The sequence below is a fragment of the Aeromonas dhakensis genome (genome assembly GCF_000820305.1).
GTDB lineage: Bacteria > Pseudomonadota > Gammaproteobacteria > Enterobacterales > Aeromonadaceae > Aeromonas > Aeromonas dhakensis.
This window is the reverse complement of sequence record NZ_CDBH01000027.1, coordinates 118,642-139,484: the sequence shown is the minus strand read 5'-3', so window position 1 is coordinate 139,484 and position 20,843 is coordinate 118,642. Positions and strand designations below refer to the sequence as shown.

The following is a 20,843-nucleotide window of genomic DNA, read 5'->3' as shown; positions in this document are numbered from 1 at the left end:
GCTTTCGCTTTATGCCGTCCTTTGCATGTCAGATTACTGCGGGCAATAAAAAGGCGGCCCGCAGGCCGCCATGTCATATGTGCCGTCAGAACGGGAAGAACCAGGGGATGGCGATGACGCTCACCACCATCACCAGCGCCGTGAAGGGCACGCCGATGCGCACGAAATCCACGAACTTGTAGTTGCCAGGGCCCAGCACCAGGGTGTTGACCGGCGAGGAGACCGGCGTCATGAAGGCCGCCGAGGCGGCGATGGCGATGGTCATGGCAAACGGATAGGGCGAGACCCCCATCTGCTGGGCCGTGCCGAGCGCGATCGGGGCCATCAGTACCGCCGTCGCGGTGTTGGAGATGAACAGCCCGATGATGGCGCACAGGGCGAACAGACTGGCCAGCATCACCCGCGGCCCCATCTCCCCCACCGCCGAGATCAGCGCGCCGACGATGAGATCCACCCCGCCGGTCTTTTGCAGCGCGAGCGCAAAGGGCAGCATGCCGACGATGAGGATCAGGGTCGGCCAGTGGATGGACTTGTAGGCGCTCTCCATGTCGATGCAGCGAAACTTGCCCATCAGCAGGCAGGCGATCAGCGCCGCGATGACGTTGGGCACGGGATCGGTCACCATCAGCACTATCATGACCCCGAGCGCGATCAGGGCGTGAATGGCCTGACTGCGGGCCGGCGCCATCTCGTCCACTTCGGCCGGCAGCCCCAGCAAGAGGAAGTCACGGCTGTGGGTCTGCAGCAGGCGGATCAGGCTCCAGTTGCCCACCACCAGCAGGGTATCCCCCATCTGCAGCGCCTCGTCCACCAGCTTGCCGCCAAGCGCCTCGCCGGCGCGGCGGATCCCCACCACGTTGAGGCCGTAGTGGGAGCGAAACGCCACCTCGCGGATGCTCTTGCCGAGCAGACGGGATTCGGGGATGAGCGACACCTCCGCCATGCCCACCTCCCGCGCCTGATCGGAAAAATACTCCCCGCGCAGGATCATGGGTTCGAGCCGCGCCTCGCTGCAGAACTCCCGCACGTCCGCATCGGGGTCGGACATGTCGATGAGCAGCACGTCCTTGGCCTGGAACTCGGTGACGCCGGAGACGGTGACCATCACCCGCCGAAACTTGCGCCAGCGCTCCACCCCGATGACGTTGGCCCCGTAGCGGGCCCGCAGTTGCAGCTCGTCCAGGGTCTGGCCGATCAGGGGAGAGTCAGGCCGCAATGCCAGCCGGCGCGCCCGCCCGGCCAGCCGATAGTCGCGAATGAGATCGCGCATGGTGCTGCGTCCGCTCTGCTTGTGCTTGCCCTCCTCCTCGCTACGTACCAGAGAGGTGCGCATCAGCAGCATGTAGAGGATCCCCATTCCCAGGATGATGACCCCCATGGGGGTGAAACCGAAGAAGCCGAAGCCGTGGATGTCGTGGCGCATCAACTCGCTGTTGACCACCATGTTGGGCGGCGTCGCCACCAAGGTCATCATGCCGCTGATGAGGCCGGCAAAGCCTAGCGGCATCATCAGCCGGCCGGCCGGGATCCCCATCCGGTTCGCCACGCTCAGCACCACAGGGATGAAGATGGCCACCACCCCTGTGCTGCTCATCACGGCCCCCAGCAGGGCGACCGCCACCATCAGCAGCACCAGCAATCGGGTCTCGCTGCTGCCGGCTACCTTCACCAGTGCGTCCCCCACCTGATAGGCGATGCCGGTGCGCACCAGCCCCTCCCCCACCACGAACAGGGCGGCGATCAGGATGACGTTGGGATCGCTGAACCCCGCCAGCGCCTGTGGCAGGGTCAGGGTGCCGCTCAGCACGAACAGTATGATGATCAGCAAGGCAACCACGTCCATGCGGACCCTGTTGCTCACAAACAGATAAATGGCGCCCACCAGCATGCAGAGGACCCAGACCAGCTCGGAATTCACGCTCGCTCCTTTCGTTCAACACCACCCCGACCGCAGCGGGGGGATTCCATCAGACCACAGCCCATTCATCCCCATTTTGTGACATGTCAATAAAGGGCAGGGCATCATCGCATATCAGGGTGTCATCGGGGGCCTAAAGTTGCTTGCGGTTTGTCCATTCTTTGAGGTGGCTCGGCCCTGCACGGACAAAAGTCCTGCAAAGACCCCCATGCCGCCCCTAGAATAGGCCCGGTTCACGCCCCCCTATTTTCCAAGGAAATGAAAATGAGCATATTCGAGTGGTTCAGCATCAATCACACCCTGGTGACCATACCGCTGGGCGGTGGCTACGCCATGTCGTGGATCGAAGCCGTCGGCACCCTGTTCGGACTGGCCTGCATCTGGTGCGCCAGCCAGGAGAAGACCATCAACTACCTGTTCGGGCTCATCAACGTCAGCCTGTTCGCCATCATCTTCTTCCAGATCCAGCTCTACGGTCTGTTGCTGCTGCAGCTGTTCTTCTTCTGCGCCAACCTCTATGGCTGGTACGCCTGGACCCGGCCGGCCAATGCCCAGGGGGACACCCTGCAGATCCGCTGGCTCAGCAAGTCCAAGCTCGTCGCCACCGCCGCCGTGAGCGTGCTGGCCATCGCCCTGCTGACCCTCTATATCGACCCGGTCTTCGCCGCCCTGGCACGCACCTCGGTCGCCCTGCTCAACCTGTTTGGCGCCAACCTCGCCACGCCCGAGCCCTCCCCCGATGCCTTCCCCTTCTGGGATGCCAGCATGACGGTGCTCTCCGTGGTGGCCCAGATCCTGATGACCCGCAAGTACGTGGAGAACTGGATCCTCTGGGTGGTCATCAACATCATCAGCATCGGCGTCTACGCTGCCCAGGGGGTCTATGCCATGTCCCTTGAGTACCTGATCCTGCTGTTCATCGCCGCCAACGGCACTCGCCTGTGGATGGTCAGCGCCAAACGTCCGCAACAGGAAGTGATCGCATGAGCCTGCTACCCCATCTGCAATGCCGCCCGGATCAGATCGCCGAACGGGTGGTGCTGTGCGGCGACCCGGCCCGGGTCGACCGCATCGCCAGCCAGCTCGATGAGTGTGACGTGCTGGGCCAGCACCGGGAATTTCGCCTGATCAACGGCCGCTATCAGGGGCTACCCATTACGGTGTGCAGCACCGGTATCGGCGGCGCCTCCGCCGTCATCGCGCTGGAGGAGCTGGTGCAGGCGGGCGCCCGCGCCCTCATCCGGGTCGGCTCCGCCGGCGCCCTGCAACATGAGATCGCGCTGGGGGATCTCATCGTGGTGGAGGGAGCGGTGCGCAGCGAAGGCGCCTCGCAGGCCTACCTGCCGCCCGAGTACCCCGCCTGCGCCGACATCCGCCTGCAGGCCGCCCTGCTCGCCCATCTCGACGCCAGCGGCCAGCCTCACTGGCACGGTCTGGTGCGCTCCCACGACAGCTTCTACCGGGATGACGAGCAGGAGGTGTGTCGCTACTGGCACGCCCGCGGGGTGCTCGGGGCGGACATGGAGAGCGCCTCCCTGCTCGCCGTAGGGCGCCTGCGCAAGGTGCGGGTGGCCGCCGTGCTCTGCAACGTGGTGGCCTTCGAGCAGGATGTGCAGGAGGGGGTGAGCGACTACGCCGCCAGCGAGGCCGCCATGATGACCGGCGAGCGGCTGGCCATCGCCGCCGCCCTCCACGCCCTGACGCAATAGAGCGGGTCTGCCGGGGCCCGTTGCGGCTCCGGCAAAACGTTAAGCCCGGCACATTCGAGGGCGCCAGCGCTGGCATCCCGCCCCCGCCCTTGCTAGCCTCATGGCCCTCGTCAAGCAGGGCCTTCTCCATGCAGCAACAACCCTATCCCCTCGGCCGCTTTCACGCCGAGCTTGCCGCCCTCGAGCCGCGCTTCGCCACGGCGCTGGCGGCCTGCACCCTCTATTCGCGCCGCTACCTGCCGGGCGAGCCCATCATGCGCCAGGGGGAGCAGTGTGAGCACCTCTATCTGGTGGAGCAGGGCCGGGTCTCCCTCAACAGTGCTGTGCACTCCGGGCGGCTGTTTCAGCTCGGCGAAATCGAGTGCCAGCGCCAGATCTTCGGCGAGATGGAGTTTTTCAGCGCTACCCCGGTGCAGTGGAGCGTGGTGGCCGAGACCGAGCTGGACGCCATCGTCATCTGCGCAGGCAAGCTGGCCAAACGGCTGCTGGCCGAGCCCGAGTTGACCCTCTTCTTCGCCGCGGCGCTCGCCAGCGACTACCTGGATACCCTGGACATCACCACCAGCCGGTTGCTGCACCCCATCGCCTACAACATCGCCTTCGAGCTGTGGCGCGAACGCCAGCGCACCCCCATGCTGGGCTCACGCAAGCGGTCCCACGAGGCGGCACGCTTTGGCACCACGGAGCGGGTCTACCGGCGCGCCCTCAAGGAGCTTATCGAACAGGGCATCGTCGCCGACGGCCCCGACGGCCCCGTCATCGCCGATCTGGCCAGGCTGCGCGCCTATCTCGACCTTTGATTTCCATTCACCCCATTTCGATTCACCATGTCAGGAGAGTGCCATGTCGACCCATCCCGAGTTCACCTTCTTCAGCCGCTTTGTCGCCGACATCCAGGCCGGCCGCAAGACCATCACCATCCGCGACGAGAGCGAGGCAAACTGGCAGCCCGGCCAGCGCCTGGCGCTGTTCACCAACCCGGAGCACCAGCCCTTTGGCACCATGGAGGTGCTGTCGGTCAAGGCAGTCGCCTTCGAGGATCTGAACGACGAGCACGCCCGCCAGGAGAACATGACGCTCCCCGAACTGAAAGCGGTGATCCGCGCCATCTATCCCGAGTTGCCGCCGCTCTATGTCATTGAATTCAAACTGCTTGCCTGAGCCGGATTTGGCCTTTGCCGAGCGATGTGTTAATAGTGTCCTCTTTTGAATCAGGGAGGTGACCCGAGTGTTTGAGATAGCGAGCCTGCGAGAGGGCATGATGCACGGGGTCGAGCTGTTCCAGCTGCTGCTGGAGATCATCTCCATCGCCTGTGTGGTGATAGGGCTGGGCAAGACCCTCTGGCTGGCGGCGCGGGTGCGGGATCATGAACCGGGCTTTCCGCGTATCCGGCTCTGTTTCGGCAGCTGGCTCATTCTGGCGCTGGAGTTCCAGCTCGCCGCCGACATCCTGGCCACCACGGTGGCGCCAAGCAAGGAGGAGCTCATTCGCCTCGCCATCATCGCGGTGATCCGCACCTTCCTGAACTACTTCCTCGGCAAGGAGCTGGAAGCCCAAGCGGAACGCCAGCAAGACAAGGCAGAACGCCAGCAGGAACAGCGCAGCGAGCAGGCCAAGGCGGCCAAGTAGCCCGTTTCCTTGCACTGCATCAGCAATAAGTGCCTGCCATCCCGACCACAACCATGGCTCGGGATGGCCCAGTTGTGACCCGCCCCTCACTTCTGACAATCAGCCACCAATGGAACCCTTTTCAAGGTTTTCACTGCCCTGTTGACTTCCCGCTCATCTGCGTAAGATAAACCATCGCTTCCCCCAACCGGCCCAGCTGATGAACCCGCGACCTCTCCACACACCCGATATCGACCTCGATAGTTGCGTCATCTACCAAATCTACCCCATGAGCTTTCAGGACAGCGATGGCGACGGCATGGGCGACATCAACGGCATTCGTCAGCGGCTCGGTTATCTGGCCACCCTGGGGGTCGACATGCTGTGGCTCACCCCCCTCTATCGCTCCCCCAAGCGGGACAACGGCTACGACGTGGCGGATTACCGCGCCATCGACCCCGCCTTCGGCACCCTGGCCGAGATGGAGCAGCTGATAGTCGAGGCGGCCGCCCACGGTATCGGCATCATGATGGATATCGTCGCCAACCACACCTCCACCGAGCACGCGTGGTTTGTGCAGGCGCTGGCAGGCGACCCCCGCTATCAGGCCTACTACGTGTTTCGCGATCAGGCCTTCATCGACGCCCATCCCGTCACCTCGATCTTTGGCGGCAGCGGCTGGCAATACGTGCCGGCGCTGGATCGCTACTACCTGCACAACTTCGACGCAAGTCAGGCTGATCTGGACTGGGACAACCCGGCGGTGCGCGCCGAAATGGCGGCGGTGATCCACTTCTGGCTGGGCAAAGGAGTAAAAGGGTTTCGCTTCGATGTGATCGACATGGTGAGCAAGGATTGGGACCGGCTTGCCATGAGCAATGGCCCGCGCCTGCACGACTATATCCGCGAGCTCAAAGCCGAGAGCTTCGGCGGCAAGGGGATCATCACGGTGGGGGAGACCTGGTCGGCCGACCTCGCCCATATGCAGAACTATTCGAACCCCGACGGCAGCGAGTTCAGCATGGTGTTCAACTTCGAGCACCTGGGGTTGGGGCAGGACAAGTGGTCATCCCGCTTCGACCCCCTCGCCTTCAAGCGGGCCATGGCCCGCTACCAGCAGGAGCTGCACGGGCGGGGTTGGAACAGCCTGTTTCTCGGCAACCACGATCTGCCCCGCGCCGTCTCCCGCTTTGGCGACGACAGCCCGAAATGGCGGGAAACCAGCGCCAAACTGTGGGCCATGGTGCTGCACCTGATGCAGGGCACACCCTTCATCTATCAGGGGGAGGAGCTCGCCATGACCAACCGTCACTGGCAGCCGGACGAGCTGCGCGACCTGGAGGCGATCAACTACCGCGCCAGCCAGGCGGGGCTGGACCCTGCCGAGCTCGCCCGCCGCCTCGATGCCATCGGTCGCGACAACGCCCGCACTCCGATGCAGTGGGATGCCAGCCCCCGCGCGGGCTTCAGCACAGCCACCCCCTGGATTGCCCTCAACACCAATCACCTCGAGATCAACGCCGCCGAGCAGCTGGCCCGCCCCGACTCGCCGTTTCACTGCTATCGCCAGCTCATCGCCCTGCGCAAGGCCCACCCTGTCATTCGCCACGGCGACTTCGAGCTGCTGGATGGGGACGACCCAGATCGCATCGGCTATCGCCGCCGCTGGCAGGATCCGGCCAGCGCGGAGCGGCATACCCTGCTGCTGCTCGCCAACCTCACAGCGCGCCCCCTGGTCATGCCACACCTTGACCTGGTGGAGGCCGGTGCCACCCTGCTGATGAACAACTACCCGGGGCAGCCCACCGCCACCTTTGCCCCCTATCAGGCGGCCGCCTGGCTGCTGCGAGCAAGGGAGTGACGGGCAGCGCTATCCCTCGCTCTATCCCTCGCGCCATCCTCCGCTACGGGAGGCGGCCCCTGCCCCCTGATGATTCCCCTCCCCTGGGCTGTTGATACGCCCCGGTGATTTACTCACTTAAAAACTTCGCATTTTCAGGCCCGCACCGCCTTGCCAGGCAATATCCAACCACCGCTTGCTATCGACAATTGAAATAGTTCAACACCCTGTTTTTATTGGCAATAAACCCCATCAAAAACGACGTCTTTATCATCAATCGGCGATATTAAACGCTGTTTAGTCAGGGTTAAAAGTCAATTCAGATTTGCGCCCTTGTGGTTCTTCGCCGGCTCCTTATGGTTTCCATCCGAAGCGTACGGCACGGCGCCGCACGCCGAGGTTCAGGCTCGCGGGCACTCTCCCGCCATAACAACAGGAAATCATCATGCGCAAAACCGGCGTGGCACTCGCCATCTCCACCCTCTTCTGGCTCCACTCGGCCATGGCGGCCCCTCTGATCTTCCCGGACGATCCCGCCCTCAGCAACGGCCAGCACTCCCCCGCCCTCGAGCGCAGTTTCCAGCTGGCCCAGGACGATCTGGGCAACCGGATCCACCAGCTCCACCTGCCCCTCCAGACCGAGCCGGAACTGGTGGCGGAGCTGGAGCTGATCGGCAGGGAGCAGGGCTTTTCGGTCAGCACCCACGCTGACATGTACACCTGGACCGAGGACAACATGTGGCTGTCGCGCGATGGCGCTCTCATCTTCCGTCCCCGAGCACCGCTGGCCGACAAGGATAGCTACCACACCTTCGTCACCGCCCTGACCGAACAGAGCCCGGAGGCCGAGCAGGAGGGCCACCACAGCTTCGGCAGTCAGGCCTCCCAGGGGCTCAACGAGAGCATGCTCTCCCAGGCCAACAGCTTCGCCGAGGCGCAGGGGCGCGAGCTCATCCCCACCTTCTCCATCATCGATGGCGGCAACATGCTGACCGGCCAGCGAGCCGACGGTACGCCCTATGCCCTGATCGGCCGCGACGCCCTGCTGCAGACCACCTTGCACCACAGCCGGCTGGACAGTGAACGCATCGCCGCCTTGCAGGAGAAGATGGAGCGCGACGGCGAGTTTCGGCTGAAACTGAACGAAGAGGAGTGGCTGGGCAGCCCCCATACCTTCCAGAAGGGTCATGACACCGAGGTGGACCTCATCCTGCTGGAGGCGGCCAACCTGCTGCCACAGGGGCTCGATGAGCCGCAGCGCCACGCCTTTGCCAGAACCGCGCGCGCCAAGGCCGAGCTGGCTCAGTACGAGGTGAACTGGGCGACCCGCCAGGCGGCGGAGCAGCGCATGTTTCTGAGCACGCAGCAAGGGGAGCGCATCGCCGAGCGCTATCGCGCCATCCATGGCCAACCGCTGCCGGCCTCCTTCGACCTGCTGGCCCAGCTCAAACGGGAGTACGCAGGGCTGGTGGTAACCGCCGAACTGCACGCCGACTTCGGCGATGAGCAGATAACCGATGCGCTGCAGACGCTGACGGCCAATGCCGCCACCCTGACCCGGCTTGGCCGCATGCTGCAGGCCGGCGGCTATCAGCGAACTGGGCTGACCGAGGCCGAGCAAGCGCACCAGACCGGCCGCTTCCTCGCCATGATGGCCATCAGCCAGCGCCTGATGGCGCAGGAGCTCAAGGTGGCCGAGCGGGATCTGGTGATCTTGGCCCAGCCCGGTTTCCACCTCGACATGGCCATGCGTCCGCTGGCCGACGGCCGCATTCTCTTCAACGATCACGCCGCCAGCGCGGCGCTGATCGAGCAGGTGCTGGCCAGAGATGCCACCCTGAGCGACAGCGAGCGGCAGGAACTGGCCAAGAGCGTGACCGACCTGCGCCAACAGGGCGAGCGCTGGCACAAGATCCATGCCCTCATCCATCAGCAACTGAGCGATGCCGGCCTGACCCCCATCGCCACCCCGGGCGCCTTCAGCGTGGGCAAACGGCCGGTGAACTGGATGAACGGCATCATGGGCACCCGTCAGCAGCCCTTCTACATCACCAATGCCGCCAGCATAACCCCCCTCAATGAGGCGTTCGCCGCCTGGTTGCAGCGCGAGGTGGCCGGACTCACCCCCTATTTCGTGGGTCAGGCTGCCAGCAACCGACGGGACGGCTTGAACCAGGCGGAGGCCTTGCTGCGCGGCAGCGGCGGACTGGACTGCATCACCCTGCACCACGAGTAGCGCGAGGGTCGCAGATTTGACTCACCGGTAAATTCTGGGTATTTTGCGACCAGAATTTTTGTTGGACCGCTTTTCAATGTTGTACATCCTGTTCAAATGCTCGGTCAGGAGACTGTGCTCCGTGCACTAACACGATGAAGTGTTGCCCGGAGCCCATCGACTGAATCTTCATCAGCTGCGCGAATGCCCTCTCTTTGGGAGGTTGCCCCGCATCTGATGAAAACAGGAGACACAGGCCGGCGAGATGCTTCATCGCCGGCCTTTTTGTCTCTGCCATTTGGCAGCGTTTCACCTTGCTGAGACGGGGGGCCGGTACGTCGCGTACCTGCCCCCCGTTTTTTATGGATGTTACAACCATGAGTGTGCTCACTATCCACAACCTGACCTATCACATCGGCGACAAGACCCTGTACCAGCAGGCGAGCTTTCGTCTCCACGCCGGCGAGCATGTCTGCCTCACCGGCCACAACGGCGCCGGCAAGAGCACCCTGCTCCAGCTGATCCAGGGGGAGCGTCTGCCAGACGGCGGCGACATCCTCTGGCAGCCCGGCATCAAGGCGGGCTATCTCGACCAGCACGCCGCGCGGGATGGCCACCTCACCCTGCGGGGCTACCTGCAGTCGGTGTTCGCCGACCTCTATGAGGCGGAAGCCGAGATGCTGGCCCTCTACGCCGACCCCGAACTGGGGCCGCGGCAGCTGGCCCGGGCGGCCGATCTGCAGGCGCACCTGGAGAGCCAGGGTTTTTACCAGTTAGATCCGCGTATCGACGAGGTGGCGGCCGGCCTCGGTCTGACCCAGCTCGGCATGCAGACCCTGCTTGCCAGTTTAAGCGGCGGCCAGCGCCACAAGGTGATGCTGGCCGGCCTGCTGCTGCGCACGCCGGAGGTGCTGCTGCTCGACGAGCCGACCAACTACCTGGACACGGCCCACGTCGACTGGCTGGCGGGCTATTTGGAGCGCTTCCCCGGCGCCTTCCTGGTGGTCTCCCACGACCGCGCCTTCGTCAATCGCATCGCCACCACCATCGCCGACATCGACCGCCAGCAGATCCACACCTATCGCGGCAACCTCGATCAGGCGCTGGCCCAGAAGGGCGCCGCCGAGGCGCTGCACGCCCGTCAATACCAGGCCCAGCAGCGGCAGATCGACAGGCTCGAGCAGTTCATCGCCAAAAACGGGGCCGGGGTCAACGCCAGCATCGCCAACGGCCGCAAGAAGCAGCTGGCGCGCATCGAGCGCCTGGCCGCCCCCGAGCAGGCCAAACCGGTCACCCTCAGCTTTCGCGCCGCCCAGGGGGGCCACCCACAACTGCTGGCCGCAAGCGAGCTGGAGATCGGCTACCACCAGCCCCTGCTGGCGCCGCTCAGCCTGCAGCTGCGCCGCGGCGAGAAGGTGGTGATCGCCGGCTTCAACGGCATCGGCAAGTCGACCCTGCTCAACACCCTGACCGGCCGCCTCACCCCGCTCGCCGGTGAACTGGCCCTGGCCCCCGGCCTCAAGTCGGGTTACTTCGAGCAGGCGCTGCACTGGCCCGATCCCGCGGTCACCCCGCTGGCTCTGGTCAAGGCGGCCGCCCCCGGGCTGGATGACAAGGGGGCCCGCCAGCAGCTGGCGCGCCTTGGCATCGGCGGCAAGCTGGCCATCCAGCCCATCAGTGCCCTGAGCGGCGGTGAGCAGACCCGGGTCAAGCTGTGCCGACTGGCGCTGCAGCCCACTCATCTGCTGATATTGGATGAGCCGACCACCCACCTGGATGCCGGCACCAAGGCCGCCCTGCGCCAGGCCCTGTGCGACTACCCGGGCAGCGTGCTCGCCGTCTGCCACGAGCCGGCCTTTGTGGCCGACTGGCCGGATCGGGTGGTGGACATCCAGCAGTTCGCCGCCGTGTCGACCCAAGCTTAAGGAATAAAAATTATGTTACTGAAAGTACTGCTGTTTTTGATTGCGTTTCTGGTCGGGGCCGATGAGCTGATGCTGGGCCCCCTGCTCGCCCCCATCGGCGCCGAGCTGGGGGTCGCCCCGGAACGGGTGACCCTGTTCATCACCGCCTACAGCGTGGCGCTGGCCCTCATCGCCCCCCTGCTCGGCGGCCTGTCGGATCGCCGCGGCCGGCTGCGGGTGATGCTGCCGGCCTCCCTGCTGTTTGGCGCCGCCTCGGTGGCCACCGGCCTGGTGGCGAACTTCGAGGTTGGGCTGGCGACCCGGGTGATCACCGGGCTGGCCAGCGCCGGCATGCTCCCCATCGCCTTCGCCATGGCGGCAGACGGCGCGCCGGCCGATGCCATGAAGCGCATCGCCTGGGTGCAGTCGGGGCTCACCCTCGGCATGATCTCGAGCCCGGCGGTGGGCGCCCTGCTGGCCCAGCTCAGCAGCTGGCGCACCCCCTTCATCGTGCTCGGCCTCTGCGCCTGGGCCGTGGCAGGAGCCTTGGCCTGGCTCACGGCGCGCACGCCGCAGGTTCATGCCAGCGGCACGCACCCCGCGCCGCAGGGCTCGGTGCTGGCCATTCCGGGGGCGCTCGGCGCCCTGCTCGCCATGGGGTTGGGACTGGGGGGCGGCATCGGCCTGTTCAACCTGGTCGGCCAGCACCTGCACGACAGTCAGGGGCTGCCCGTCTGGTCGGTGGGGCTGCTCTACGGCGCCCTTGGCGTTATCAGCGTGGTCGGCAACGTGCTGATGCCGCGCCTGGCCAGGTATGTGGAGAGCGGCCGACCCCTGATGCGCGGCGCCCTGGTGGTGTGCGCCCTGGTCAGCGCCTTCTTCTACCTCTATCCGGCTGGCAACCTAGCCAGCCTCTCCCTGCCACTGGGCCTGTGGGCGCTGGCCGGCGGTATCGGCTCGCCGGCGCTGCAGGGTTACATCGCCCAGCTCGCCCCGGCCCAGCGCGGCATGCTGATGTCGCTGGCCATGACCCTGATGCACCTCGGGGTGGCGCTCTGGTCCGCCGTCGCCGGCTTTGCCTACAGCGCCGGCCCCATGGCCATGGCCCTGCTGGCCCTGTTGCTGTTTGGCGGGGCCATCCTCGCCCTGCGCCCGGTGCGGCTGCCGGGCTGAGTACAACAGGCACAATGACAAGAGGGCTCCCGCGGGAGCCCTCTTCATGACCTCTGCCATGTGGCAGACGGCGCCTGGTAACCAGCCCCTCCTCTTCGCAATCCGAGGGATGTGCATCACCCAAGGATGGCGCTCACTCTGCCGGCCACAGGGACAACAGCTGCTGCACGGCCCGATCGGCCTGCTCTGCGCTGGCAAAGTTGGCAAACCCCATCATCACCCCCCTTTGCTGCGCCGGGTTCATGTACCAGCTACTCAGGGCATGCAACGCCAGCCCATTGGCTTGGGCGATCTCGACCAGCTGCTGATCCGTCACGCCCCCGGCAACCTGCGCCAGTAGATGGATCCCGCCAGCCTGCGGCTGTACCCGCAACCGGTCGCCCAGGCGGGTGGCCAAGGCATCGACCAGATAACCATGCCGCTCGGCATAGAATCTGCGCATCTTGCTCAGGTGGCGGGTGAAATGCCCCTGATCCATGAAGTCTGCCAGGGTGGCCTGCAGCACCGGATTACCCGCGCCGGGCAGCTGCGCCACCAGCTCGCGAAAACGGACGACCTGCGCCTCGGGCACCACCAGATAGGCCAGCCGCAAACCGGGGTAGAGCACCTTGCTGAAGGTCCCCGTGTAGAGCACGCGCCCCTGATGATCCAGGCTCTTGAGGGGGGGCAAGGGCCGACCGTGGTAGCGAAACTCGCTGTCGTAGTCATCTTCGATGATCCAGGCGTTGCGCCGCTCCGCCCACTCCAGCAGCGCCAGTCGACGCGGCAGGCTGAGGGCCACCCCCATCGGGCTCTGGTGGGTGGGGGTGACCACCGCAAACCGGGCCTCGTCTGCGGTTTGCTCACCCTGGCTGACATCCATGCCGTGCATGTCGACGGGCACCGGGTGCAACCGCAGACCCGCCTGCTGCAAAAACTGGCGCGCATGAAAATAGCCAGGCTCTTCAAACCAGCCCAGATCTCCCGCTCGCAGCAGGGCGCGGCACACCAGATCCAGCGCCCCCCGATAACCAACCGTGATGAATACCTGTTCGTGGCTGCAGCGGATCCCCCGCGAAATGCCCAGATAGGTGGCGATGGCGCGGCGCAGGGCCGGGTGCCCGGCCGGATCCGGCGTCACCATCTCCATATTGCGCAGATGCCGGGTGGCAAGCCGGGCCCAGCTCTTGCGCGGGAACAGATCCAGCGCGGGCACACCCAGCTGGAACGGCAGGATCTCGCTGTGAGGGATCCCCTGGGTCGGCGCTGGTGTGGCGGCGGGTCGGGGAGAGGGTGGCGCCTCGACGAGCCTGTTCAGCCCGGCGGCAACCACAGTGCCCGCGGCACCACGGGATATCAGATACCCTTCACCGATCAGCATCTGATAGGCCATTTCAACCGTGCCGCGCGCAAGGTTCAGTTCGCTTGCCAGACTGCGCACCGAGGGCACACGGTCACCGGCGTTCAAGGCTCCGCTCGCGATGGCATGGCAATAGCGCTGGTATATCTGCAGATAGAGCGGGGTTGCCTGCTCCCGGCTGAGGTTCAGATCCTGAATGTCCATGAGAGGGGTCCATGAAATATGGCTCTGTATTCTATCACTTCCGTTGTTTATCCATTATCCACTCCTGTTGGCATCACGATAGAAGAGCAGCATGACAATATTGGCTGATAACACCCTGTACCATGAAAACATGGTATATGGCGCCATCACGGGCGTGCATTGGCTGACCGCTATTTGCTGATCAGCGTCAGCTTGTCAGTGGTAAAGGTGGTCGTACCGTGGCCATCTGTCGCCGACTTTATTTCATCAGCTTCAGCATTGAATTTTTCGGCAGACAAGGTGACCTTGCCAGAATATTCCATGCCATCCTGGCTTTTTCTGACCGAATCGGCAGAGACAGTCACAGACTCATTATCATTTACCTTCAATATGACATTGCCGGTAAACTCCTGAACCGTTCTGGTTTTATCTGCAGATATTTCCATGGCCATGGCCGAGGAGGTAAATAATAGTGAAAGAGACAGCAGCGCCGCCTTATTAACAGTGAACTCGAACACGACACACTCTCCTTGGTATAGCGCTATCAGTTGGCGTATTTTTTATACAAGCCTGCGTTATACGTCAAGATTAAAATCCGTCGCCTCCCGCCCGTCTTTATATCACGCTGTGGCCGAATTATCTCTGCCAGCCTGCCGGTTGTCGGCAATCAATAAAAGGGAGTCAAAGGAAATCCAATTACTCCCTGTTATCTGTATGGACTACTCCATATGACCATTCTTGTCCCTGTTACCCCTTGGCCGCTTTTTTTATCCTCACATTATCAACCTGGCGCTCAGTTAAAGGGGAAATAAAACATATGCATTACCTGACCTCCTTGCTGAGATATTCCCTGGAATAGATTGGCCCACCTCTCGCCGGCCCCGATTGCTGGGAGCCGACACTCGGTCACTGCGGCCCCTCGCTCATGGCGGCATGACGGGTTGCCCCGCGCAGGATATCGCGCCGCGGTTATCTGAATAGACCCGAATCAAGGTGGTTTTCCGCCCTATCAAGCAGGAATATCAGTATGCCCTTACCTTCCAGGATCGCGGACGAGAGCCGCGAGCACATGATGGTGCAGCGCCCTCACTCACTCTGTCTGCTCCCCCCGCTGGCCGCGCTCGGCTATCCGTTTCTGTTAGTGATCTTCAACACATTGGTCGGCCAGAACGGCGCTGCCAGTCTGCTCGGCGCCCTGCTCTCGCTGCTGCTGGCCTTGGCCGTTCCCCTGGCGGGGCTGATCGTCGCCAATCGGCCCGGCATCACCACAGGCATGCGTCGACTGGCCTATCTGAGCGTGGCGGCCCCCAGCCTCTATGTCCTGCTCGGAGTGGTGCAGACGCTGGTCGGCAGCCCGCTGCCCGATGTGCTGGTGTGGTCTCTGTTCTGGGTTGGCGCCATGCTGCTGGGGTGGGAGTCACACCAGACAGAGGCAGGGCAGGCCCTTCCAGTGAGCGGGCTGGGACGCTGGCGCGTCGCCCATGGCATCAGCGCGCTGGTGCTCTGTTGCTATGTACTCTTTCATCTGGCCAATCACCTGACCGGGTTGGTCGGCCCCGAGCTTCACGCCCGGGTCATGGAGGCGGGTCGCACCGTCTACCGGGCCGGCGTTGTCGAACCCCTGCTGGTGGCGGCGTTTCTCTTCCAGGTCGGCTCAGGTCTCTACCTTGCCTGGCGCTGGAGCAGTACCCGACATAACTGGCTGACCACCTTCCAGATCGCCTCTGGCGTCTATCTGTCGGTGTTCGTGCTGGGGCACATGAACTCGGTGTTCATCTATGCCCGCAGCTTCCTCGGCATACCGACCGACTGGAGTTTTGCCACCGGTGGCGAGGCGGGCCTGCTGATGGATCCCTGGAATATTCGCCTGGTGCCCCACTACACCCTCGGCGTCTTCTTCGTACTGGCGCATCTGCTGGCCGGGTTGCGGGTGGTGCTCGCGGCCCACGGCGTGGCAACGAGCCGCATCAGGCTGCTGTGGTACACCGGACTGGCCGGCTCGGCAGCCCTCGCGCTGGCCATCATTGCCGGTATGGTGGGCGTCAGAATATAAGAGAGAAGAGATGTTAAATCATGGCTTGTGCGGCTTTAAATAATATTGATGCCTGACCATGAAATATTTCACCGTTCATATTTCGTTGAAATAAATTCGATAAATGACCGGTCCTTTTCGCTTGAACCATCAGTCCCAAAGGAGTGTAGATAATGAACAAGCATATATTTATGACGGCTTCCGCATTGGTGACCATGCTGACCAGCTATGCCACATTGGCGGACGTCAACTTATATGGCCCCGGCGGGCCGCACACCGCCTTGATCAAGGTAGGCAGCGTCTTTGAAGCGGAGACGGGGATCAAGGTGAACGTCCATTTCGGGCCGCAGGCGACCTGGAATGACGATGCCGGCAAAAACGCCGACATGCTGTTCGGCGCCTCCGAGCAATCGGCCCTGGCGATAGCCACCGACCATCAGCAGCAGTTCGACATCAACAAGATTACCCCGCTCTACCTGCGCCCGGCCATCATTCTGGTCAAGAAGGGCAACCCCAAGAATATCAAGGGGCTGGCCGATCTGGCCAAACCGGGCATCGGCATAGTCGTGCCGGAGGGGGCCGGGGTCAGCAACACCTCGGGAACCGGGGTGTGGGAAGACATGATAGGTCGCACCGGTGACATCAAGCTGGTCGCCGATTTTCGAAACAACATAGTGCAATACACCCCCAACAGCGGCAGCGCCCGCAAGGCGTTCCAGGAAGATCCCCGCGTCGATGCCTGGATCACCTGGATTGACTGGGCCAGGAGCAACCCGGACGTGGGCGACGTGGTGGCAATTGAAGAGCAGCTGGTGGTTTATCGGGATGTGAACATAGTCCTTAACAAGAGTCCGAGCCAGGATGCGGTACGTTTCGCCGAATATTTGAAAGGGGAAAAATCAAAGCAGATTTTTCAGCAGCTGGGCTGGTCCGACAAATTTTAATGACAAGAGAGTGATGATCTTCTGATGACCATTATTTCATGCCAGTGCAGGGACGCATTGGCATCTATTCCCCCATTAACAGGATGGTCTGATTCACCAGATATTTATTTTGGCGATGCCGACTCTTGCTTAATAAATATGAAGCCTTAATTCATCGAGCGGATAAATTTGAAGATTGACAATCACAACGGCAAAACATTACTCATATTAACGTTCCATCACATATTTTTCTTGCCGCAACGTTGATTCACCCCAGCGCAAGAACAGCGAATTCACCGTCACAGGCCAGTGACACAGATTGCCACAAGGAAGGGCACAGCATGCTTTCGCTCCCCCCGGGGCAAGGCCCGGTCTCTTTTGTCGTTTGCGTACCCACGCCGACTGTGCAACCAAGGTTTGAGAATGAAACACGACATGCTAACGACGGACGCCAACAGCGCCGTTGCCTCCGTGGTTTATCGCACCAGCGAAGTGATCGCCATCTATCCCATCACCCCCAGCTCCGCCATGGCCGAGCAGTCGTCGGCCTGGGCGAGCCAGGGCAGTGCCAACCTGTGGGGGGATGTGCCGCGAGTGGTGGAGATGCAGTCGGAGGGGGGCGCCATCGCCACCGTCCACGGCGCCCTGCAGACCGGAGCGCTGGCGACCTCGTTTACCTCCTCTCAGGGGCTGCTGCTGATGATCCCCAACCTCTACAAGCTGGCGGGTCAACTCATCCCCTTCGTGCTGCACGTGGCGGCGCGTACCGTGGCGACCCACGCCCTGTCGATCTTCGGTGACCACTCGGACGTGATGGCGGTACGCCAGACCGGCTGCGCCCTGCTCTGTGCCAGCAATGTGCAGGAGGCGCAGGACTTCGCCCTCATCTCCCAAATCGCCAGCCTCAACAGCCGGCTCCCCTTCATCCACTTCTTCGACGGTTTTCGCACCTCCCACGAGATAGCCAAGATAGTGCCGCTCGCTGACGACACCCTGCGCGCCCTGCTGCCCGAGGCCGCCATCCGGGCCCATCGGGAGCGGGCGCTGACCCCCGACAAGCCGGTCATTCGCGGCACCGCCGCCAACCCGGACACCTATTTCCAGTGTAGGGAGGCGAGCAACCCCTGGTATGACGAGGGCTATCGCCACGTGAGCGAGGCGATGGACGCCTTCGGCGCGCAGACCGGCCGCAGCTACCGGCCGTTCGAATACCTGGGTCACCCAGAAGCCGAGCGGGTGCTGGTGCTGATGGGTTCCGCCATCGGCACCTGTGAGGAAGTGATCGAACACCTGCTGGCCCAAGGGGAGAAGGTGGGGCTGGTGAAGGTGCGCCTCTACCGCCCCTTCTCGGCCGCGCACCTGCTGGCGGTCATTCCCGCGAGCGCCAGCAAGATAGCGGTGCTGGATCGCACCAAGGAGCCGGGCGCCCAGGCCGAGCCACTCTATCTGGACGTGATGGCGGCACTGGCCGAGGCGGTCAGCCGGGGTGCGCGGGCCAGCCTGCCGCGGGTCATCGGCGGACGCTATGGCCTCTCTTCCAAGGAGTTCGGCCCGGCCTGCGTGCAGGCGGTGTTTGACGAGCTGGCGCTGGCTAACCCGCGCCCGCGCTTTACCGTCGGCATCTTTGACGACATCACCGGCCTCTCCCTGCCGCTGCCGACCTCAGTGCCCCCGGCCAGCCACCTCAAGCTGGAGGCACTGTTCTACGGCCTTGGCAGCGATGGCACCGTGTCGGCGGCCAAGAACAGTATCAAGATCCTCGGCAACCACACTGAGCTCTACCCCCAGGGCTACTTCGTCTACGACTCCAAGAAGGCGGGTGGCCTCACCGTCTCCCACCTGCGGGTGGGAACGCGGCCGCTGCGGTCGGCCTACCTGGTGGAGGAGGCAGACTTCGTCGGCTGCCACCAGTGGCAGTTCATCGACCTTTACCAGATGGCGGAGCGGCTCAAGACGGGGGGCATCTTCCTCCTGAACAGCCCCTATGGCGCGGCCAAGCTCTGGGGCCGCCTCCCCCTCGAGGTGCAACATGCCCTGCGCGAGAAGGGGGCCCGTCTCTACACCATCAACGCCGCCAAGATTGCCCGCGACTGCCAACTCGGCCAGCGCATAAACACCGTCATGCAGATGGCCTTCTTCCAGCTCACCGCCATCCTGCCACTGGATGAGGCCATCCGGCTGCTAAAACAGGCCATCGCCAACAGCTACGGCAGCAAGGGGCAGGCGCTGGTCGAGCGCAACTGGCAGGCCCTCGCCGCCACCTGTGAGGCGCTGACTCAGGTGCCCCTCGGCGAGATGGAGGCCGGCAGTCGGCCCCGCCCGCCAGTGGTCTCCCCCAAGGCGCCGGACTTCGTGCAGACCGTCACCGCCGCCATGCTGGCGGGGCTTGGCGACAGCCTGCCGGTCTCCGCCTTCCCGCCAGACGGCACCTGGCCGGTGGGCACCACCCGTTGGGAGAAACGCAACATCGCCAAGGAGGTGCCCATCTGGCAGGCAGACCTCTGCACCCAGTGCAACTACTGCGTCGCCGCCTGCCCCCACTCCGCCATCCGCGCCAAGGTGGTGGACAAGGCAGTCATGGCCGATGCGCCGGCCACCCTGGATGCGCTGGATGTGAAGGCCCGCGACATGCGCGGCCAGCAGTACGTGCTGCAGGTGGCGCCTGAGGATTGCACCGGCTGCAACCTCTGCGTCGAGGTGTGCCCGGCCAAGGATCGCGCCGAGCCGAGCCGCAAGGCGATCAACATGGAATCGCGGCTGGATCACCTCGAGGCCCAGAAGGCCAACTACGACTTCTTCCTGGACTTGCCCGAGCGCAGCGCCGAGCAGCTGGAGCGCATCGACATCCGCACCTCCCAGCTCATCTCGCCGCTGTTTGAATACTCGGGTGCCTGTTCCGGCTGCGGCGAGACCCCCTATATCAAGCTGCTGACCCAGCTCTACGGGGACAGGTTGCTCATCGCCAACGCCACCGGCTGCTCGTCGATTTATGGCGGCAACCTGCCCAGCACCCCTTACACCACCAACGCCGATGGGCGCGGGCCGGCCTGGGCCAACTCCCTGTTCGAGGACAACGCCGAGTTTGGCTTGGGCTTTCGGCTCACCGTAGATCAGCATCGCGAGCGGGTGCGCCGCCTGTTGGCGAGCCTGGGGGACGCCGTCCCGGCCGAACTTCAACAGGGGCTGCAGGACGCCAGCCTGCCGGTCTCCGAGCAGCGGGCCCATATCGCGCAGCTACGTGCGCTGCTGGAGGGGCGCACCGACGCCGCGGCCCGGGAACTGGCCCGTGATGCGGACTACCTGGTGGAGAAATCGGTCTGGCTCATCGGCGGCGACGGCTGGGCCTACGACATCGGTTACGGCGGGCTGGATCACGTGCTGAGCCTGGGGGAGAACATCAATGTGTTGGTGCTCGACACCCAGTGCTACTCCAACACCGGCGGCCAGCAGTCCAAGGCCACCCCGCTCGGCGCCATCACCAAGTTTGGCGAGCAGGGCAAGCGCAAGGGGCGCAAGGATCTCGGTGCCAACGTGATGATGTACGGTCACGTCTACGTGGCGCAGATCTCCCTCGGCGCCCAGATGAACCAGACGGTGAAGGCGATCCAGGAGGCGGAGGCCTACCCAGGTCCGTCGCTCATCATCGCCTACAGCCCCTGCGAGGAGCACGGCTACGATCTGGCCCAGAGCCACGAGCAGATGAAGCAGCTGACCGCCGCCGGCTTCTGGCCACTCTATCGCTACGATCCGCGCCGCAAGGAAGAGGGCAAAGCGCCGCTGGCACTGGACTCTCGCGCCCCCAGCGCCTCGCTGGCCGACACCCTGCAGCAGGAGCCCCGCTTCGAGCGCCTCACCCGCCAGCTGCCGGAGGTGGCCAGCCGGCTCTATGAGGAGGCGCAGGAGGATGCCCACCGCCGCTTCGCCTGGCTGAGCCAGCTGGCCGGCAAGGAGGCGCCGGCGCAGGAGTAAGCGCGCAAGTTGCCACCAATAAAGAGGGC

Annotated in this window: 15 protein-coding genes; 12 read left to right on the top strand and 3 right to left on the bottom strand. The window is 63.9% G+C overall.

The annotated features are described in order from the left end of the window. Positions 1-85: 85 nt before the first annotated feature. On the bottom strand, positions 86-1,918 hold the full coding sequence (locus BN1143_RS05975) for an SLC13 family permease (RefSeq protein ID WP_042007000.1): 1,833 nt from the start codon (positions 1,916-1,918) through the stop codon (positions 86-88). Between the two features lie 264 nt (positions 1,919-2,182). Here BN1143_RS05975 and pnuC point away from each other — a divergent pair, with 264 nt between their 5' ends. The 9 genes from pnuC (at position 2,183) to BN1143_RS05925 (ending at position 12,368) form a co-directional block, all read left to right on the top strand. Next, positions 2,183-2,905, top strand: coding sequence for a nicotinamide riboside transporter PnuC (gene pnuC, locus BN1143_RS05970; protein WP_010633219.1), 723 nt, complete (start codon positions 2,183-2,185; stop codon positions 2,903-2,905). Next, positions 2,902-3,627, top strand: coding sequence for a nucleoside phosphorylase (locus BN1143_RS05965; RefSeq protein WP_042049967.1), 726 nt, complete (start codon positions 2,902-2,904; stop codon positions 3,625-3,627). The genes pnuC and BN1143_RS05965 overlap by 4 nt, the downstream gene beginning before the upstream one ends. A gap of 128 nt (positions 3,628-3,755) precedes the next feature. Further along, a complete protein-coding gene (locus tag BN1143_RS05960) occupies positions 3,756-4,427 on the top strand; it encodes a Crp/Fnr family transcriptional regulator (RefSeq protein WP_042049966.1) in 672 nt (223 codons plus the stop codon). 43 nt (positions 4,428-4,470) lie between these two features. Continuing rightward, positions 4,471-4,788 (top strand): N(4)-acetylcytidine aminohydrolase, encoded by a 318-nt coding sequence (gene yqfB / locus BN1143_RS05955; RefSeq protein WP_042049965.1) that lies wholly within the window; start codon positions 4,471-4,473, stop codon positions 4,786-4,788. A 67-nt stretch (positions 4,789-4,855) separates the two neighbouring features. Continuing rightward, positions 4,856-5,257, top strand: coding sequence for a DUF1622 domain-containing protein (locus BN1143_RS05950; RefSeq protein WP_042049963.1), 402 nt, complete (start codon positions 4,856-4,858; stop codon positions 5,255-5,257). Positions 5,258-5,456: 199 nt separating this feature from the next. Next, a complete protein-coding gene (locus BN1143_RS05945; RefSeq protein WP_042049962.1) occupies positions 5,457-7,097 on the top strand; it encodes an alpha-glucosidase in 1,641 nt (546 codons plus the stop codon). Positions 7,098-7,521: 424 nt separating this feature from the next. Beyond that, positions 7,522-9,312: a hypothetical protein gene (locus BN1143_RS05940; RefSeq protein WP_042049961.1), complete on the top strand. Its 1,791-nt coding sequence runs from the start codon at positions 7,522-7,524 to the stop codon at positions 9,310-9,312. A gap of 356 nt (positions 9,313-9,668) precedes the next feature. Further along, positions 9,669-11,216, top strand: a complete 1,548-nt coding sequence (locus BN1143_RS05930; protein ID WP_042049960.1) for an ABC-F family ATP-binding cassette domain-containing protein — start codon at positions 9,669-9,671, stop codon at positions 11,214-11,216. Positions 11,217-11,228: 12 nt separating this feature from the next. Beyond that, positions 11,229-12,368: an MFS transporter gene (locus BN1143_RS05925; protein ID WP_042049958.1), complete on the top strand. Its 1,140-nt coding sequence runs from the start codon at positions 11,229-11,231 to the stop codon at positions 12,366-12,368. A gap of 133 nt (positions 12,369-12,501) precedes the next feature. Here BN1143_RS05925 and pdxR read toward each other — a convergent pair whose 3' ends face one another. Together pdxR and BN1143_RS05915 are read right to left on the bottom strand one after the other, a co-directional pair. Then, on the bottom strand, positions 12,502-13,911 hold the full coding sequence (pdxR, locus tag BN1143_RS05920; RefSeq protein ID WP_042049956.1) for a MocR-like pyridoxine biosynthesis transcription factor PdxR: 1,410 nt from the start codon (positions 13,909-13,911) through the stop codon (positions 12,502-12,504). Between the two features lie 170 nt (positions 13,912-14,081). Further along, a complete protein-coding gene (locus tag BN1143_RS05915; RefSeq protein WP_042049954.1) occupies positions 14,082-14,408 on the bottom strand; it encodes a hypothetical protein in 327 nt (108 codons plus the stop codon). Between the two features lie 509 nt (positions 14,409-14,917). Between BN1143_RS05915 and BN1143_RS05910 the strand changes: the two genes are divergently transcribed. The 3 genes from BN1143_RS05910 (at position 14,918) to nifJ (ending at position 20,814) form a co-directional block, all read left to right on the top strand. Continuing rightward, positions 14,918-15,943, top strand: coding sequence for a hypothetical protein (locus BN1143_RS05910; RefSeq protein ID WP_042049953.1), 1,026 nt, complete (start codon positions 14,918-14,920; stop codon positions 15,941-15,943). A 152-nt stretch (positions 15,944-16,095) separates the two neighbouring features. After that, positions 16,096-16,866, top strand: coding sequence for a substrate-binding domain-containing protein (locus BN1143_RS05905; protein WP_042049952.1), 771 nt, complete (start codon positions 16,096-16,098; stop codon positions 16,864-16,866). A 414-nt stretch (positions 16,867-17,280) separates the two neighbouring features. After that, entirely contained in the window at positions 17,281-20,814 is a 3,534-nt protein-coding gene (nifJ, locus tag BN1143_RS05900) for a pyruvate:ferredoxin (flavodoxin) oxidoreductase (RefSeq protein ID WP_042049985.1), read from the top strand. Positions 20,815-20,843 lie beyond the last annotated feature (29 nt).

Bases quoted from the DNA above. Each gene is read 5' to 3' on its own strand.
- nifJ (WP_042049985.1), top strand. From the start codon at position 17,281: ATGCTAACGACGGACGCCAACAGCGCCGTTGCCTCCGTGGTTTATCGC.
- BN1143_RS05940 (WP_042049961.1), top strand. From the start codon at position 7,522: ATGCGCAAAACCGGCGTGGCACTCGCCATCTCCACCCTCTTCTGGCTC.
- BN1143_RS05930 (WP_042049960.1), top strand. From the start codon at position 9,669: ATGAGTGTGCTCACTATCCACAACCTGACCTATCACATCGGCGACAAG.
- pdxR (WP_042049956.1), bottom strand. From the start codon at position 13,911: ATGGACATTCAGGATCTGAACCTCAGCCGGGAGCAGGCAACCCCGCTC.
- BN1143_RS05925 (WP_042049958.1), top strand. From the start codon at position 11,229: ATGTTACTGAAAGTACTGCTGTTTTTGATTGCGTTTCTGGTCGGGGCC.
- BN1143_RS05905 (WP_042049952.1), top strand. From the start codon at position 16,096: ATGAACAAGCATATATTTATGACGGCTTCCGCATTGGTGACCATGCTG.
- BN1143_RS05945 (WP_042049962.1), top strand. From the start codon at position 5,457: ATGAACCCGCGACCTCTCCACACACCCGATATCGACCTCGATAGTTGC.
- BN1143_RS05910 (WP_042049953.1), top strand. From the start codon at position 14,918: ATGCCCTTACCTTCCAGGATCGCGGACGAGAGCCGCGAGCACATGATG.
- yqfB (WP_042049965.1), top strand. From the start codon at position 4,471: ATGTCGACCCATCCCGAGTTCACCTTCTTCAGCCGCTTTGTCGCCGAC.
- BN1143_RS05960 (WP_042049966.1), top strand. From the start codon at position 3,756: ATGCAGCAACAACCCTATCCCCTCGGCCGCTTTCACGCCGAGCTTGCC.
- BN1143_RS05965 (WP_042049967.1), top strand. From the start codon at position 2,902: ATGAGCCTGCTACCCCATCTGCAATGCCGCCCGGATCAGATCGCCGAA.
- pnuC (WP_010633219.1), top strand. From the start codon at position 2,183: ATGAGCATATTCGAGTGGTTCAGCATCAATCACACCCTGGTGACCATA.